Source organism: Vibrio sp. 1978, from assembly GCF_033344345.1.
On the sequence record NZ_JAWPOP010000004.1, the window covers coordinates 163,797 to 178,529 of the forward strand.

At 45.4% G+C, this 14,733-nt stretch carries 13 protein-coding genes; 8 read left to right on the top strand and 5 right to left on the bottom strand.

Going from position 1 to position 14,733, the window contains the following annotated elements; translation table 11 throughout:
* The first annotated feature begins 57 nt into the window (after nucleotides 1-57).
* On the top strand, nucleotides 58-498 hold the full coding sequence (locus R8N49_RS05990) for a TerB family tellurite resistance protein (RefSeq protein ID WP_017820644.1): 441 nt from the start codon (nucleotides 58-60) through the stop codon (nucleotides 496-498).
* Between the two features lie 241 nt (nucleotides 499-739).
* Here the strand turns inward: R8N49_RS05990 and R8N49_RS05995 are convergent, their stop codons facing one another.
* Nucleotides 740-1,270: a 3'-5' exonuclease gene (locus R8N49_RS05995; protein WP_005377684.1), complete on the bottom strand. Its 531-nt coding sequence runs from the start codon at nucleotides 1,268-1,270 to the stop codon at nucleotides 740-742.
* 83 nt (nucleotides 1,271-1,353) lie between these two features.
* Nucleotides 1,354-2,895 carry a sensor domain-containing diguanylate cyclase gene (locus tag R8N49_RS06000; protein WP_005377686.1) on the bottom strand — a complete coding sequence of 514 codons (1,542 nt, stop codon included), beginning with the start codon at nucleotides 2,893-2,895 and terminating at the stop codon, nucleotides 1,354-1,356.
* Between the two features lie 291 nt (nucleotides 2,896-3,186).
* Here R8N49_RS06000 and R8N49_RS06005 point away from each other — a divergent pair, with 291 nt between their 5' ends.
* Genes R8N49_RS06005 through R8N49_RS06015 form a run of 3 tightly spaced genes read left to right on the top strand, consistent with a single transcriptional unit; the run spans nucleotide 3,187 to nucleotide 8,649 of the window.
* Nucleotides 3,187-3,819 carry a DUF2760 domain-containing protein gene (locus R8N49_RS06005; RefSeq protein ID WP_017634945.1) on the top strand — a complete coding sequence of 211 codons (633 nt, stop codon included), beginning with the start codon at nucleotides 3,187-3,189 and terminating at the stop codon, nucleotides 3,817-3,819.
* Nucleotides 3,819-5,783: an Hsp70 family protein gene (locus R8N49_RS06010; protein WP_186584284.1), complete on the top strand. Its 1,965-nt coding sequence runs from the start codon at nucleotides 3,819-3,821 to the stop codon at nucleotides 5,781-5,783. Before R8N49_RS06005 ends, R8N49_RS06010 begins: the two co-directional genes overlap by 1 nt.
* 55 nt (nucleotides 5,784-5,838) lie before the next feature.
* Nucleotides 5,839-8,649: an Hsp70 family protein gene (locus R8N49_RS06015; RefSeq protein ID WP_186584285.1), complete on the top strand. Its 2,811-nt coding sequence runs from the start codon at nucleotides 5,839-5,841 to the stop codon at nucleotides 8,647-8,649.
* Between the two features lie 85 nt (nucleotides 8,650-8,734).
* On the opposite strand, the gene R8N49_RS06020 is transcribed toward R8N49_RS06015, so the two are convergent.
* The gene (locus R8N49_RS06020) at nucleotides 8,735-8,929 is read right to left on the bottom strand and encodes a hypothetical protein (protein WP_005377692.1); all 195 of its coding nucleotides are present in this window, start codon (nucleotides 8,927-8,929) and stop codon (nucleotides 8,735-8,737) included.
* Between the two features lie 86 nt (nucleotides 8,930-9,015).
* On the opposite strand from R8N49_RS06020, the gene R8N49_RS06025 reads away from it, so the two are divergent.
* Nucleotides 9,016-9,702: a DNA-3-methyladenine glycosylase I gene (locus R8N49_RS06025; RefSeq protein ID WP_005377694.1), complete on the top strand. Its 687-nt coding sequence runs from the start codon at nucleotides 9,016-9,018 to the stop codon at nucleotides 9,700-9,702.
* Between the two features lie 84 nt (nucleotides 9,703-9,786).
* On the opposite strand, the gene R8N49_RS06030 is transcribed toward R8N49_RS06025, so the two are convergent.
* Complete coding sequence (locus tag R8N49_RS06030; protein WP_318189878.1) at nucleotides 9,787-10,764, bottom strand: Gfo/Idh/MocA family oxidoreductase; 978 nt, start codon at nucleotides 10,762-10,764, stop codon at nucleotides 9,787-9,789.
* Between the two features lie 11 nt (nucleotides 10,765-10,775).
* A complete protein-coding gene (locus R8N49_RS06035) occupies nucleotides 10,776-11,063 on the bottom strand; it encodes a putative quinol monooxygenase (protein WP_025766691.1) in 288 nt (95 codons plus the stop codon).
* A 103-nt stretch (nucleotides 11,064-11,166) separates the two neighbouring features.
* On the opposite strand from R8N49_RS06035, the gene R8N49_RS06040 reads away from it, so the two are divergent.
* From R8N49_RS06040 to R8N49_RS06050, 3 genes are all read left to right on the top strand, one after another.
* On the top strand, nucleotides 11,167-12,045 hold the full coding sequence (locus R8N49_RS06040; RefSeq protein WP_186584287.1) for a LysR family transcriptional regulator: 879 nt from the start codon (nucleotides 11,167-11,169) through the stop codon (nucleotides 12,043-12,045).
* Nucleotides 12,046-12,471: 426 nt separating this feature from the next.
* Complete coding sequence (locus R8N49_RS06045) at nucleotides 12,472-13,815, top strand: sodium/glutamate symporter (protein WP_213986340.1); 1,344 nt, start codon at nucleotides 12,472-12,474, stop codon at nucleotides 13,813-13,815.
* Between the two features lie 204 nt (nucleotides 13,816-14,019).
* Nucleotides 14,020-14,511 (top strand): type II secretion system protein, encoded by a 492-nt coding sequence (locus tag R8N49_RS06050; protein ID WP_005377704.1) that lies wholly within the window; start codon nucleotides 14,020-14,022, stop codon nucleotides 14,509-14,511.
* Nucleotides 14,512-14,733 lie beyond the last annotated feature (222 nt).

Sequence of the window (14,733 nt, forward strand, 5' to 3'; positions counted from 1 at the left end):
GAGATCTTCCGTATTTATTACCATGTTAACCAAATAAACAATAGCTCGGTGTTCATTATGTTTAATTCTCTCACATCATTATTTAAACAACTCATTGATGGCTCTGATTTAAGCCAAACCAACACACTTTCCCCTAACATGGCTATCGCGTGTTTGCTTTGTGAAGTTTCTGGTGCAGACCATAGTGTCGATGATAGAGAACAAGAAACAAAGCGCTCTTTATTGATGAAACTGCTTTCGTTAAATGAAGAAGAATCAAATACTTTGTTAGAGCAAGCGCAACAGAAAATAAAAGATTCCGCTTCGCTGTACGACTTTACCTCTCAACTAAGAGAACTGACTCAAGAAACTCGTTACAACTTAATCAAAAGCATGTGGGAAGTCGCTTACGCAGACGGCGAAATTGACCCGCTAGAAGACGCGGTGATCCGTAAAACAGCAGAGCTACTCTATGTTGATCACAGCGAGTTCATTCGAGCGAAGTTACAGTCTCAGTAAAGTGACGAGATGAGTATATAAGTCGCTGGCTAACTCTAAGCTACCCCTAGGATGACAACAGATATCGCTTCTGTAGCCATAAAAAAACGCGCACTCTGCGCGTTTTTCAATAAGCCAACGACATTGTTATTAAAATACTGGTCAAGGTATGTGTTTAGCTCTTTCCACACTAAACAGACTGCATGACAAAACAACAATGGTTGGATGATAATTTAATTACAAGCTAGCTAGGTTCGAATAACTAAAACATGGTCAAAGCAAGCTTAGCTAAGTTGTATGCATCTACATAGCCAGAGTGTTGACGCCCTTCCCAGTCTATTCCTTTTGCTTCTTGAGCGGCTCGATGGCCTATACGTTTATCTTTAAGACGATTTTGAATACGGTAGAGTGTCGCTAAGTTGATGAACTCTGTGAACGGTGCTTCAATACCTTTTTGCTTACACTCTTCTAGAAGAATGAGGTCATCTCGCCCCCAAGATGCAAAGATTTTGTTGCGACCACCGAAGTTCTTAACCATGGATTTAAGCACTTCTTCTAGTGGGCGTCCTTGTTTTTCAATCTTACGTGGTGTGATGCCCGTTAACTCAGCGCAGAACAGAGACACTTCATCGTGTTCTGGTTTCACGTAGTATTGAGCACGCTTGACTATCTCACCTTTAGACAAATCTATTTCAGCTAACCCCACTTCGATAATTTCACCCGTGCTGCCGACGCCATTTTCGTTCCAGCAACACATTTCTAAATCGAAGCATACAATACGGTTATGGTTCATAGTTTGCCTTGGTTCCTAACATAAAAATTTAAAGCGTGCGATTCTATCGTAACACGGCGTAAAACTCGAATTTGTGCGCCCATTTAATCGCCGATCGACACATTATTACGGCCGTTTTTTTTACTCAAATAGAGTTGACTGTCCATTTTGTGATACAAGCTCTCAGGATCTTCTTCTTTATGGATAACCGCACCGATACTCAACGTACAGATGATTGACGCATCACCATAATCAAAAGCCGTACTTGCCACAACACTCCGTAATTTTTCTAGGTAAGCTTCTAGCACTGCTCTATCAATGACTTTAGAAATAATACAAAACTCGTCACCACCAGCTCGGTAAAACTTATCTCCCGGTTTTAAATTAGCACTGACCAGCTTAGTGACATGTTGTAACGCTTCATCTCCACCTAAATGGCCGTGTTTGTCATTAATCACTTTGAAGTGGTCGATATCAAAACCAACCAAGGCGAAGTTAACACCTTTGTTTATCTGATTAAGCAAATGATCGTTGAATGCTCGGCGATTCAGTAGTTGAGTTAGAGGGTCTCGCTCTGCCATTCTTTTTAATTCAACGGTTTTGAGCTCCAACATGACCGCTAAGCGCTCTTTTTCTCGAGACTGTAAATTCACAATCCAACTGATCAAAAAGGCGATTACCAATCCGGCTAGCGTCGTGCCCGCTAAAATAGAACGCTCCCAAGCTGAGACTGCGTCAGAAAGCTTAAAGTCAATACGCCATTCACGGTTAGGCAGTTGAATGGTTCGGCTTATAACGGTTCCTCGAATGTTATCCCAGCTAGCACTTTGAAAGAGAACAGGGTCATCTGCTGCGTCGAATCCCAAGTCTTCTACGCGCACCGACATATCGAGCTCCGTCGCGGTTTTCGTAATCAAATCCTCAAAGTAAACCGTACTTCGGATAACGCCGGTCACTACTCCTAATAAATATTTGTTCTCGAAGTCGAACACTGGATGGAACACCAGCAACCCAGTCTTAGGTATGGACTTGTCATAACCATCTTGCAGTAAGCGAACTTTATCCGAGACATTCGCTCGCCCATTTTCGGAAATATCATCCAAGATTAAATCGAAGCGTTTGCGCGAAAAATAGAAACCCAATAGAGAAAGGTTTTCCGGTGTTCTTGGGTAGATATCCGACGCGATAAAAATTGGCTCATTGTGTTCAAAAATGTACCCGTAGGTTTTGGGACCATCTTTAGGAACGGTAAACGGTTGGAAGTTTGGAAATTTTTGACGGGTCTTTAAAATATGTTCATCAAGATCTTCGAATTCGACCTTTTGCATCCATTGAAGTCCAATAAGACTTCGTGAGCTATTAATCACTTGTTCCGCATACATGGGAAACGATGGCCAATAGCTTCGCTCAATCGAATGGAAAAAGTTTGCGCCCGCACCAATGAACTTTAGATCATTCTCGACGTTTGCTTTAAGTGATTCTGCTTGTCGGTCGGCTAAAGTATCAAACGTCGTCTGTGTATACCGTTGCTGCATTGTATAAGCAGCACCAACTACACCAGCAGTGACACATAAAGTCGCCAAAAAAGCTAAAATAGAGTCTGAATGTCGTTTTATAAAGCTCTTATGAGCGGTGCTTTGTGTCATATCGTAATTTTTGATACTTCCGTAAGTTAAACTTCGGGATCTATTGAAATACTGCGTTAGCAATGCACAAACATCAAGCAACAACCTATATTGGGGAGTCTGATCGTCGATTTTTCACGCTGTTCGTACGGTATAGTCACGAATTATTACAGCCTTAAGCCTTGAATATGCTACCATCCGTCATCATTTTAATGTCTAAACTTGGTGCAAGATCGCAAAGACGATCGTTTTAGTGAACAAATATGAGCCAATACTGAGCACCAATAAATCAATAGAAAGAGAAAAAACGTCATGAACATTGATTTGAACCTAATTCCTCAAACGTTCGATATGCTTCACGCTGGCCTAACCGCATCGAGCGTTTTGCTTCTTCTAGTTGCAGTGTCGCGCAAATCAAAAGTGGTCGAGAAAGTGGTAGAAAAACCAGTCGAGAAAATCGTCGAGGTTGAGAAACCAGTTGAGAAGATCGTTGAAGTAGAAAAAGTAGTGGAAGTAGAGAAAGTCGTAGAGCGTGTTGTAGAAGTTGAATCAAAACTTGCAACCGCATCAACAGACTCTGCAATGCAGCTGCTTTCTATCATGCAACAAGAAGCTCGTCTGATTGACTTCTTAAAAGAAGACCTAACGTCATTCTCTGATGAAGAAGTAGGCGCAGCCGCTCGCGTAATCCACACTGGTGGTCAGAAAGTACTGAACGACTACGTGACGCTAGCGCACGTTCGTAACGAAGACGAAGAAACTCGCATTACGGTTGAAGAAGGCTTCAACCCACAAGAAATCCGCCTAACTGGCAACGTAACAGGCAGCGCGCCATTCAACGGCACACTAGTTCATAAAGGCTGGAAAGCAACATCAATGACGTTGCCTAAACTGGCTGAGAACTACGATGCATCTGTGATCGCTCCAGCTGAGGTTGAGCTGTAATGGAACACATGAACCAAGAAAACCATTCTCAAGAAGCGTCTGTTGAAACTCAACAGACACCTAAATTCAGTGTTGGTATCGACTTAGGTACAACACACTGTGTCATGTCTTTTGTTGATACACACAACGAAGACGCTCGCGTTGAAGTGATGCCAATCCCGCAGTTAACTGCGCCAGGTACGGTAGAGACTCGTAGCCAATTAGGCTCTTTCCTTTACCAGCCGCACGAACACGAAATGAACCCGCAATCACGCGTTCTTCCGTGGTCGAGCGAGCCAAAAGCTCTAGTTGGTGCAATTGCACGTAACCTAGGCTCAAAAACACCAATTCGTCTTGTTGCAAGTGCGAAATCTTGGCTTTGCCACGCAGGTGTGAACCGTCGTGATGCTTTCCTGCCAGCAGGTAGCCCAGAAGAAGTGGAAAAAGTCTCCCCTCTTCGTGCGACAGAGCTTTACCTAGAGCACCTAAAAGACGCTTGGAATCACGCGAACCCAAATCACAACCTTGCCGATCAAGACGTAACCATTACGGTTCCTGCTTCTTTTGATCCTGCTGCTCGCGATCTAACTGCAGAAGCAGCACGCAACGTTGGTTTTGTGCACCTAACACTTCTAGAAGAGCCACAAGCTGCACTTTACAACTGGATCGATAACAGCAACGACAAATGGCGCGACGAAGTTGAAGTTGGCGACATCGTGCTTGTGGTCGATATCGGTGGTGGTACAACCGACCTTTCTTTGGTTGAAGTAACTGAAGACGACGGCAACCTAACTCTGAACCGCATCGCGGTAGGTGAACACATCCTACTTGGCGGTGACAACATGGATCTTGCACTTGCGTACCGCTTGAAGATGAAGCTAGCCCAAGAAGGTAAAGAGCTACAGCCATGGCAAGTTCAGGCAATGACACACGCATGTCGCGACGCGAAAGAAGCGCTATTGAACGACAGCGAACTTCAGTCAGTGCCAATCGTAGTACCAAGCCGTGGTTCTAAACTGCTTGGCGCAACGCTGAAAACAGAACTGACTCAAGAAGAAGTACAACAAACACTGGTTGACGGCTTCTTCCCTCAAGTTGCGATTACTGACCACCCTGTTCAACGTAACCGTGGTGCACTAACGCAAATGGGTCTGCCTTACGCGCAAGATGCAGGTATTACTCGTCACATCGCAGCGTTCTTGTCTAAGCAAGCTAATGCCCTTTCTGCTTCAGGAAATGGCGGCGAAGCAGCAGCTCAAGATTTCAACCCATTCGCTAACATGCCTAGTATGCCAGGTGCGGATGCGGCGCAATCAGCTGACTTCATCAAGCCAACCACAATCCTATTCAACGGTGGTGTTCTGAAATCGAAACTTCTAGCATCTCGTCTAGAAGACACGATCAACGAATGGCTAATTGAAGCAGATGCGGAAATGGCTAAACGCCTAACAGGTGTAGACCTAGACCTTGCGGTTGCTAGCGGTGCGGCTTACTACGGCTCTGTTCGTCGTGGTCAAGGTGTTCGTATCCGTGGTGGTATTGCTTCTGCGTACTACGTGGGTATCGAAAGTGCGATGCCAGCGATTCCGGGCATGGCGCCTCCAATGGAAGCACTTTGTGTTGCACCATTTGGTATGGAAGAAGGTTCAAGCGTTGACGTACCAAGCCAAGAGTTTGGTTTGATCATCGGTCAGCCGGTTAACTTCCAATTCTTCGGCTCAACGGTTCGTCGTGATGACCTAGCAGGTACTCACCTAGACTACTGGGCACCAGAAGAGCTCGAAGAGCTACCAGAAATTCAAGTAACGCTGCCTGTATCTGAAGGTCGTCGTGAAGGTGAAGTGGTTCCGGTAACCCTAGCCTCTCGCGTCACAGAGCTTGGTACGCTTTACTTAGAAGCCATTGCCGCTGATAACGGTCAAAAATGGCATGTTGAGTTCGATGTGCGCGAAGACGCGAAAAGCAACTCAAACGAAGAAGAATAAATAGAAATCAAACGGCATCCAATCGGGTGCCGTTTTTAAATACGCGAAGGTTTGTATGGCATCTCCTCGTTTTCTTGTTGGTATTGACCTTGGCACCACAAACACTGTGGTGGCGTACTGTGAAATCACCGACAACCTTGAACAATCCGAAGTATCCCTATTCGACATCGACCAATTGATTGGCCCGGGTGAAGTGGTTCGTAAGCCATTGTTGCCCTCTTTCCGCTATCACCCAGCGGTTGGTCAAATCTCCCCTTCTGACCTAACACTTCCTTGGGAAAACGAACCTGTATCTGGCGACATTAGTAATGTGATCGTGGGTGAATGGGCTCGTGAATTAGGCGCTAAGGTGGAAGGACGTCAAGTATCCAGTGCTAAAAGCTGGCTATCGCACCAAGCAGTGGATCGTAGTTCAGACATTCTTCCTTGGGCTGGTGCGCAAGACGTAGATAAAGTCTCTCCCGTCATTGCCAGCGCAAGCTACCTCAACCACATTCGCCAAGCATGGAACTACCGTCATCCTAGCAATAAGTTAGAAGACCAAGATGTGGTTGTGACCGTTCCAGCGTCGTTCGATGAAACCGCTCGTAAACTCACGCTTGAAGCGGCACAGCTAGCTGGTTTAAAGAAAATCGTCCTGCTCGAAGAACCACAAGCCGTATGTTACGACTGGTACGCACGCCACCAGCAAACCGCAGCTGATAAACTCAAAGAGTTACCGCTGATTCTGGTGTGTGATGTGGGCGGTGGTACTACCGACTTGAGCTTGATTGAAGCCAGTTTCTCTTCTCAAGATGAGCTAGCCCTTGACCGCATTGGCGTTGGCGAACACTTGATGCTTGGTGGTGATAACCTCGATTTAGCATTAGCACACCTTGCAGAAAGCCGCTTCAACCAAAGTAAGAAGCTCACTGCCGCAAGCCTGACTAAGTTGATTCAGCAAACGCGTAAAGCGAAAGAAAACCTGCTTTCAGCGAATGCACCTGAAGAAGTGAAAATCACCATGCTGGGCAGCGGCTCGAAACTTCTTGGCGGAACAAAGAGTATTGGGCTGAGTAAACAAGAAGTGCACCAAATCGCTTTAGATGGCTTCTTCCCGCTTTCTGATTTCAGTGAAGTACCAGATAAACGCCGCAGCGCGGTTGTCGAGTTTGGTCTTCCATACGTTGCCGACCCAGCAGTGAGCAAACACGTTGCCGAGTTCTTAACGACGCATCAGCAAGTCTCTCGTGCCGCACTTGGCATTGAAGACGACAAACAAAATGCCATTCCAGTCGGTTTGCTACTCAATGGTGGTGTGTTCAACAGTGAGCTTGTGACTGAGCGTGTCACTACCCTACTTTCCGATTGGCGCGGCGCACCAGTTACGGTATTAGACAACCCACATCCAGATTGGTCGGTTGCACTGGGTGCTGTTGCATTTGGTAAAGCGCGTCGTGGCGCACAACTTAAAATTGGTGGTGGCGCAGCGCGTTCTTACTTCTTGCATCTTCAAGAAAAGAACAAGATGGGCAAAGCGCTCTGTTTGCTTGCAAAAGGCACAGAAGAAGGACACGAGATCCGATTAAGTGGTCGCCGCTTCTCGCTTACCCTAGGTGAGCCCGTTCGCTTTAACCTGCTGACTTCTACCCACGACACCTTAACCAATAACACCGCCATTCAAAACGGTGTAATGGTTGACGTTGATCCGGACTTGTTTGCTCCCCTGCCGCCTTATATCACCACCCTTGAAGGTGAAGGTGCCGAACTGCAAGCCAACCAGAAAGAGCGCGTAGAAGTGCAACTGGCGTGTCAGTTGACTGAAGTCGGCACGCTTAAGATGGAATGTGTCAGCGCAGAAGACGACAACAAACGTTGGGAGCTAGAATTCGAAGTTCGTAACAAGCAAACCGATGACAGCGAGCAAGTTAAACTTCACCCTAAGTTGAACGAATGTAAGGAGCTGATCGCTCGCCTTTACAGCGGTAATAAGAAAAGCGCGGAAAGCAAAGAGATCAAAACCTTAGCCAAAGATCTTGAGAAGAAACTTGGCAAACGCGATGAATGGGATTTCACGACCCTACGTCAACTGTTCGATACCTTTGCACAAGGTCGTAAGCGTCGCCGCCGTTCAGAACAACACGAGAAAAACTGGCTTCGTTTGGCTGGCTTTGCACTGCGTCCGGGCTTTGGCGATCCAACCGACTCATGGCGTATTGAGCAAGTTTGGGGTCTCTACCAACAAAACATTCAGTTTAAGAACCATCAAGGTTGGACCGACTGGTGGGTGTTCTGGCGTCGTATTGCCGGTGGTTTAAGCCAAGAGCAACAAGAGACCATCTTGGCGGACATCGCGAAATACCTACATCCTGGTGCGATGAAAAACCCACAATCCGCCAAAGCGGCACAAGATATGGGTTACGAGTCGATGGTGCGCTTGTCTGCCTCTCTGGAGCATTTAGAAGTCGAAGACAAAGTTCTATTGGCAACGTGGTTCTTGAGCAAAGCCATCAACCATAACCAGTTCGAACAAGCACACTGGTGGGCAATGGGTCGCTTGGCATCACGTACGCCTTTATATGGCAGTCAGCATAACGTCGTTCCTCGTGAACAAGCGGAACAGTGGTTGCCTAAGCTGCTAGAGCAGAACTGGCAGAAAGAGCCAATGATCGCTTTCGCAGCCGTAATGATTTGTCGTAAGACGGGCGACCGCCTATTCGATATCTCAGACGACTACCGTGAGCAGGTACTGGCTAAGTTGAAGCAAAGCAAGGTACCTGAATCTTGGGTATCACTGGTTGAAGAAGTCAAAGAGCTATCTGAGAGCGAATCGAAACGTATCTTCGGTGATGCACTCCCAAGCGGTCTGACACTGGTAAATAACTAGGCTCTCACGCTTATAAACGCAACAAAGCCCTTCTCGTGAAGGGCTTTGTTTTATCTGATTCTAATAGCTGACGAAAAACGACTCGTTAGTTCATTTCCGTATTGATCACCACATCACGCGTTTCATTATCCATATCACTAATGCCGACAACTGAGATTTCACGGTCAGATAAATTCTCAATCATGCTGTCTTCTAACCCACCGTCCGTCATCCACGCATAGAATTTTTCTGCAATACGATCCGAACCTTCCCCGACAAACGTTAATGTGACCTTCTTCATTTGTGACACTCCATCAATTTACGATTCAGCCACTTAAGCGTAGTATGTTTCACAAATATCGACATAAACTAGGACTAACTTCTTTTATGAGTATCGAAAAATTTGACGCGATTTATCAGCGCGCTGCCGAGCGTAAAGGTGGTGAAGATCAACTTGAAGCGCTTTTGTCTCATCCACTAAGCAAAGAAGAATTGGCAGCGATTCCCGACGACCGTTGGCTAGCCGCTTTTTCGATGAAGGTATTCCAAAGTGGGATTTCGTGGAGCGTGGTTCGCAACAAGTGGCCGAACTTCGAAGAAGTGTTCTTTGGGTTTAAGATTGAGCCGCTATTGATGCTGTCAGATGAGCAATGGGAAACCAAAGCAACCGACAAACGCATCATTCGCCACCTCACTAAAGTCATGTCGATTCCTGCCAACGCTCGTATGATCCACGAAGCAAAAATCGAATATGGCTCGTTTGGCAAAATGGTTGCCGATTGGCCGCAAGAGAAAATCACCGACCTATGGGCGTATTTGAAGAAACGCGGCAATCGCCTAGGCGGAAATACTGGCCCTTACACACTTCGTCAAATGGGCGTTGATACCTTTATCTTGTCTAGCGACGTGGAAGCTTACCTGCGTAATTGCAAGATCATTGAAGGTGGCAAAGATACGAAAAAATCGCTCGATGCAACCAACAAAGCGTTTGTTCAATGGCAGCAAGAAAGTGGCAGAAGCCTGTCTGAAATCAGCCAAATCATTGCGTTCAGTACCGGCGATAATCGCATTTAATCCAGACTGAACCCAAAATACAAACGGCGCACTGATCATTGGATTTAGTGCACCGTTTTTATGTTCATTGGTTCAAGTACACACTTACTTTAAAGCCAGTGATTCCCACTCAGTCAGTAGCTGCATAATACGGTGAGAGTCTTCCCATGTTGCACAAGGGTTTTCTAACGAGGTACGCCCCTCTTCAACCGCTTGGCGAATATTGCGCACTTGATAGAAGAAAGCGTCCCCAGTTGCCGGTACAGACACTTCCCGCTTCGACGTCTCGTAAATTTCCACACTAAACTGGTTATCTTGCGTTGGTAGCCATGGGTTTGAATCTAAGGTAATACAGCCTTTGCTACCCAGAATGGTGAACTGGTGTTTCAATCCATGATCTTCGGCAGTATGTACGCTCACCGTTTGTTGCTCACCAAATTGCATCATCAAGCTCGACTCGCAGATATTCCCATCATTACCTCGTCGGCTAATCGCTTTCATTGAACGGTTCTCAAAGGTTTGTTCACCCAACATGGTTTTAACCACCAAATGCACTAATGACATTGGATAGCAACCTAAGTTATACAAAGCACCTTTGCTGTCTGGATTAACAAACTGCGCAATCGACGCAATATAAGACGTATGGATGGAGCGAAGTTCACCAATCTCTCCCGATTTAAGCACCGAAACCAACTCACTGATCAATGGGTGATGCAAGTACATTAAGCCTTCAGCAAAGAATACCTTGTGCGCTTCTACGGCTTGAAGTGCCAGCTCGGTTTTTTCCATATCTACCGAAAGTGACTTTTCACACAGGATCGCTTTGCCCTGCTCAGCCGCTTTGACGATAAAGTCATGATGAAGGTGATTTGGCAATGCGATATAAATAATGTCGACTTGCTCATCAGCAATCAACGCATCGTAATCGTTGAACGTATTCTCGATGCCATATTGCTCAGCGAATGCCTGTAAGTTCTGCTCCGAACGCCCAGCAACCGCGTACAGTTCACTCTTGTCATCGCCTTGGATTGCCTCAGCCATGACTCCTGAGATAAAGCTTGTGCCTAAAATGCCCCATTTCATGTTCACGTCTCCTATTGAGCTTGGGTTTCGAATGCTTGAACTAACTCTGCCATTTCAGCCGCAATAAACGCTTGTGTATGCGGCATAGCAAAATGCGCTTCAATCGCGGCGCGGTTTTCATATCGCTCCCAAAGAATCACACGTTGTGGAGCTTTAGAATCGTAGGTCGCATTCGCTTGCAAGCACCCCGCTTCGCTTTGCATATCAAGGCAAAATTGTTCAATGGCTTCAACCACTTGTTGTCTTGGCTTATCGGCATTCATTTTCAGTTCGGCGGTAACAAAAATCGTCTCGCTCATGATGGCTCTCTTTCTCCATTCTTAATCATACGCCCACTGTAATTAACCTCATTTGATTGATAAACTCTGCTTTAGTTATTTCTTTATCAACTCTGGGTGTGCAATGGATAAATTAACAAGCATGAAAGTTTTCGCTTACGTGGTCGAACACGGCAGCTTTCGTAATGCAGCACACCACTTTGATATTTCACCGACCATGGTTGGCAAGCACATGAGCTTTCTTGAGCAAAGCTTAGGTACGCAGCTGATTCATCGCACCACGCGCAAACAGTCCTTGACCGAAGCTGGCAGACTCTACTATCAAGAGTGCCACCGCATTATTGAAGACATCACCAACGCAGAGAACCTAATCCAGACGCTGATCAACCGCCCAACTGGAACAGTAAAAGTTAACTGCCCAGTTACCTATGGTAAAAAGGTGATTGCGCCCATCGTGGCTGACTTCTTAGCAGAATTTCCCGAACTGAACGTTGAGTTAATGTTGGATAACAGTTTGATTGACCCATATCGAAGCGAAGCAGACGTGATTATTCGTATTGGTGAGTTGGTCGATTCATCGTTAGTTGCAAGAAAACTCGGGCAATACGACATGACTTACTGCGCCTCACCCTCTTATCTTAAGCTGCATGCCCCTATCCAATCGCTTGATGACCTTGAACATCATCATTGTTTGGGATTTCAGTACCACCAAGGGGAAAGCCAACAGGTGTTGAACATGCCATCTAATACCTTTGGAAACAGCAACACCCGATTAACGTCTAATAATGGTGATGTGCTTAAGTTTGCCGCGTTAAAAGGCTCTGGTGTTCTTCTTCAACCAAAGATCTTAGTTGAACAGGAAATTCAATCTGGTGCCTTGGTAGAAATTCTCCAGCAACATACTCCCAAGCCAAAACCGATCCACCTGCTTTACCGTTCAAAACAGCTTTCCCTTAAAAACCGCACCTTGGTTGATTTTGTTCTTTCGCATGTGAATCCGTAACACCACCTCATAAAGCGGCGGCAATTTAACCATTTAATTAACTTTTATTGTCGATATGACAAATATTATTACTTGTTAATTGTCTTTATTTTTCATGTTGTTAGTCAGAGATACCCATTAACTAGGCATAATTTATTGATTCACACCAATTGCATTGCTCTGACAAAGTGACTAGGATTGCCGCCTTTCCTGAGTGAACTATCAAAAAAATATCGAGAAATTTAATCTAATTTCTCTTCCTGTTCGTGTGCAATCACAACATTTACACTCATTTCAAATTGCATAAGCACATTCCTTTGCTTATGAAAACGACATTGATTTCTCAACGCTTTTAGTCACGTATGTGACTTTTTGGCTTGAGAGAGATTTTTATTCAAGGTAGGTCACAAGGACGCTACCCCTTGACTGCATTTACTGGAGGATAAGATGCCTAAAGGTCTAATGCTGACTGACTTAGCCATCGCTGGCTTACTATTGATTTTGGCAAAAGTCATTCGCGTTCACGCGCCATTACTACAGCGTATGTACATTCCATCGGCGGTTCTCGCAGGATTATTCGGTCTAATTTTTGGACCAGCCCTGTTAGACGTACTGCCTTGGACCGATACGTTTACCGCTAACGCAAGCCTATTAACTGCTGCACTTTTTTCTGCGTTAGGTCTGGCAACGGATGTTCCATCACCTAAAACCGTCGCACAGCGTGCTGGCTCATTGTGGGCGTTTAACCAAATCGCTTCTGTTTCTCAGTGGTTGTTTGCGGCAATGTTTGGTCTAGTTCTCACAACCTTCTTCTGGCCAGAGATTAATCCCGGCTTTGGTGTGACAATGTCTGCGGGCTTTATGGGCGGACATGGCTCTGCATCTGTTGTTGGTGAAATCTTCACGGGGCTTGGTTGGGAAGATGGCTTCACACTTGGCTTAACGTTCGCAACCGTGGGTATTTTCATTTCAATTTCTGTCGGCATGCTCATGCTGCAATTCGCATTGAAGATGGGTTGGATTCGTAGCTTTACGACCTTCGACAGCATGGATGAACACGAACGCAAAGGCCTTGTTAAGCCTGTTGATCAAGAACCGGTAATGAAAGACACCATGTCTTCCCTGTCAGTCGATTCTTTCGCGATTCACGCGGCGTTGGTTGTAGTGGTAACGGCTTTCTCGTATGTAGCGGCTAACTACTTATCCTCTTTCCACGATAAGGTACAAATTCCTACGTTCGTAACTGGCTTCCTTGGCGGCATGCTCGTGCGAATCGTCGCGAAACAAACGAAAGCTTCACGCTATCTTTGTGACGGTGCATTCAAACATGCTGCGGGCATCAGTACCGATTATTTGATTATCTTTGGTATCTCAGCCATCAAGATTACCGTCTTAGCCCAGTTTTTAATGCCGATGGTCGTGCTTGCAATCGGCGGTATCGCCTTCACACTATGGCTAATCTTCTGGGTTGCCCCACGTATCATGGGAGAAGATTGGTTCGAGAAAGGCATTTTCTCTTGGGGTTGGTTAACCGGTACAGTTGCCATGGGTATTGCGTTGCTTCGCATTGTTGATCCAAAAATGCGTAGCAAGGTGCTTGATGATTACGCCATCGCTTATGTCCCTGGCTCAATCACTGACATCTTCATCATCTCTTTGATGCCAATCGCGATGTATAACGGCATGCACTGGCAAGCGCTTGGTGTAGGATTAGGTTACATCGCAATTGTCTTATTTATTTGGCGATTCATTTTTAAACGTAACAGCAGTGCTCTGACACACGAATCTTAGTCGCTTTACTCGGGAGGATTTTATCCTCTCGAGTTCATTCCTTGGTTTTTATCAAAATCACTCCTCATCTCGAAAGCAAGCAACTTGTTTTATATTTGAGATTTGCAATCCCGATCTCTTACTATCATCCTTTTTTAATACTTGACCTGAAAGTTTCTATATCAGAATAGCCGCCTATTCGTTTCTAAAACATGGAGAAAGGCTGTGCGTCGCTCTCAAGGATTTACTCTTATTGAACTCATTGTGTGCATCATCATTCTTGGTATTGTAAGCGTCGTTGCATTTCCTAAATTTCTTGGCTTACAAAAAGATGCCAGAGTGGCGGTTCTATATGGAGCCAGAGAAGCACTCATGACCGCCAACAACTTTGTCTACACCAAAGCAGTGATTCAATCTCAAGAGACAGTAGATGGCGGCATACAATATAACATTGATCTAGATAATGACGGCCATAACGACCTAATTGGTTACTTTGGATTTATCAAAAATGTTATTCCAGCAAAAGAGCTAGCAGGCTTTGATCCGCAACTCACTATCAACACTTGGTATGGGGTAGATAGCCCAGACGAGCCCTACTTCCTTATTGGTTTTGCAAACAAGCCTGTTGGTCCAGAACATATGTGTTATGTCGAAGTTTACTACCCAGAAACTCCTGGTGGCCAAGTGAAATACAAAATACAAACTGACGATTGCTAATTCCCATAGAGAGTGGCAGTAACACTTTTACTTTTGGTGTCTTCATCGTTATTGCAAGGTCATGGCTCCAAAACCACCATTAACAACTATTTCACATAATGTCGTCGCACAGTTAGCTCATAGAGATAAAACCAGTAATTTGCGCCGACACATGGTTATAATTGAAACAATCTATCGTTTTTAAACCCGCCTATAACTTGTGCTTGTAAACTCATCATTTCG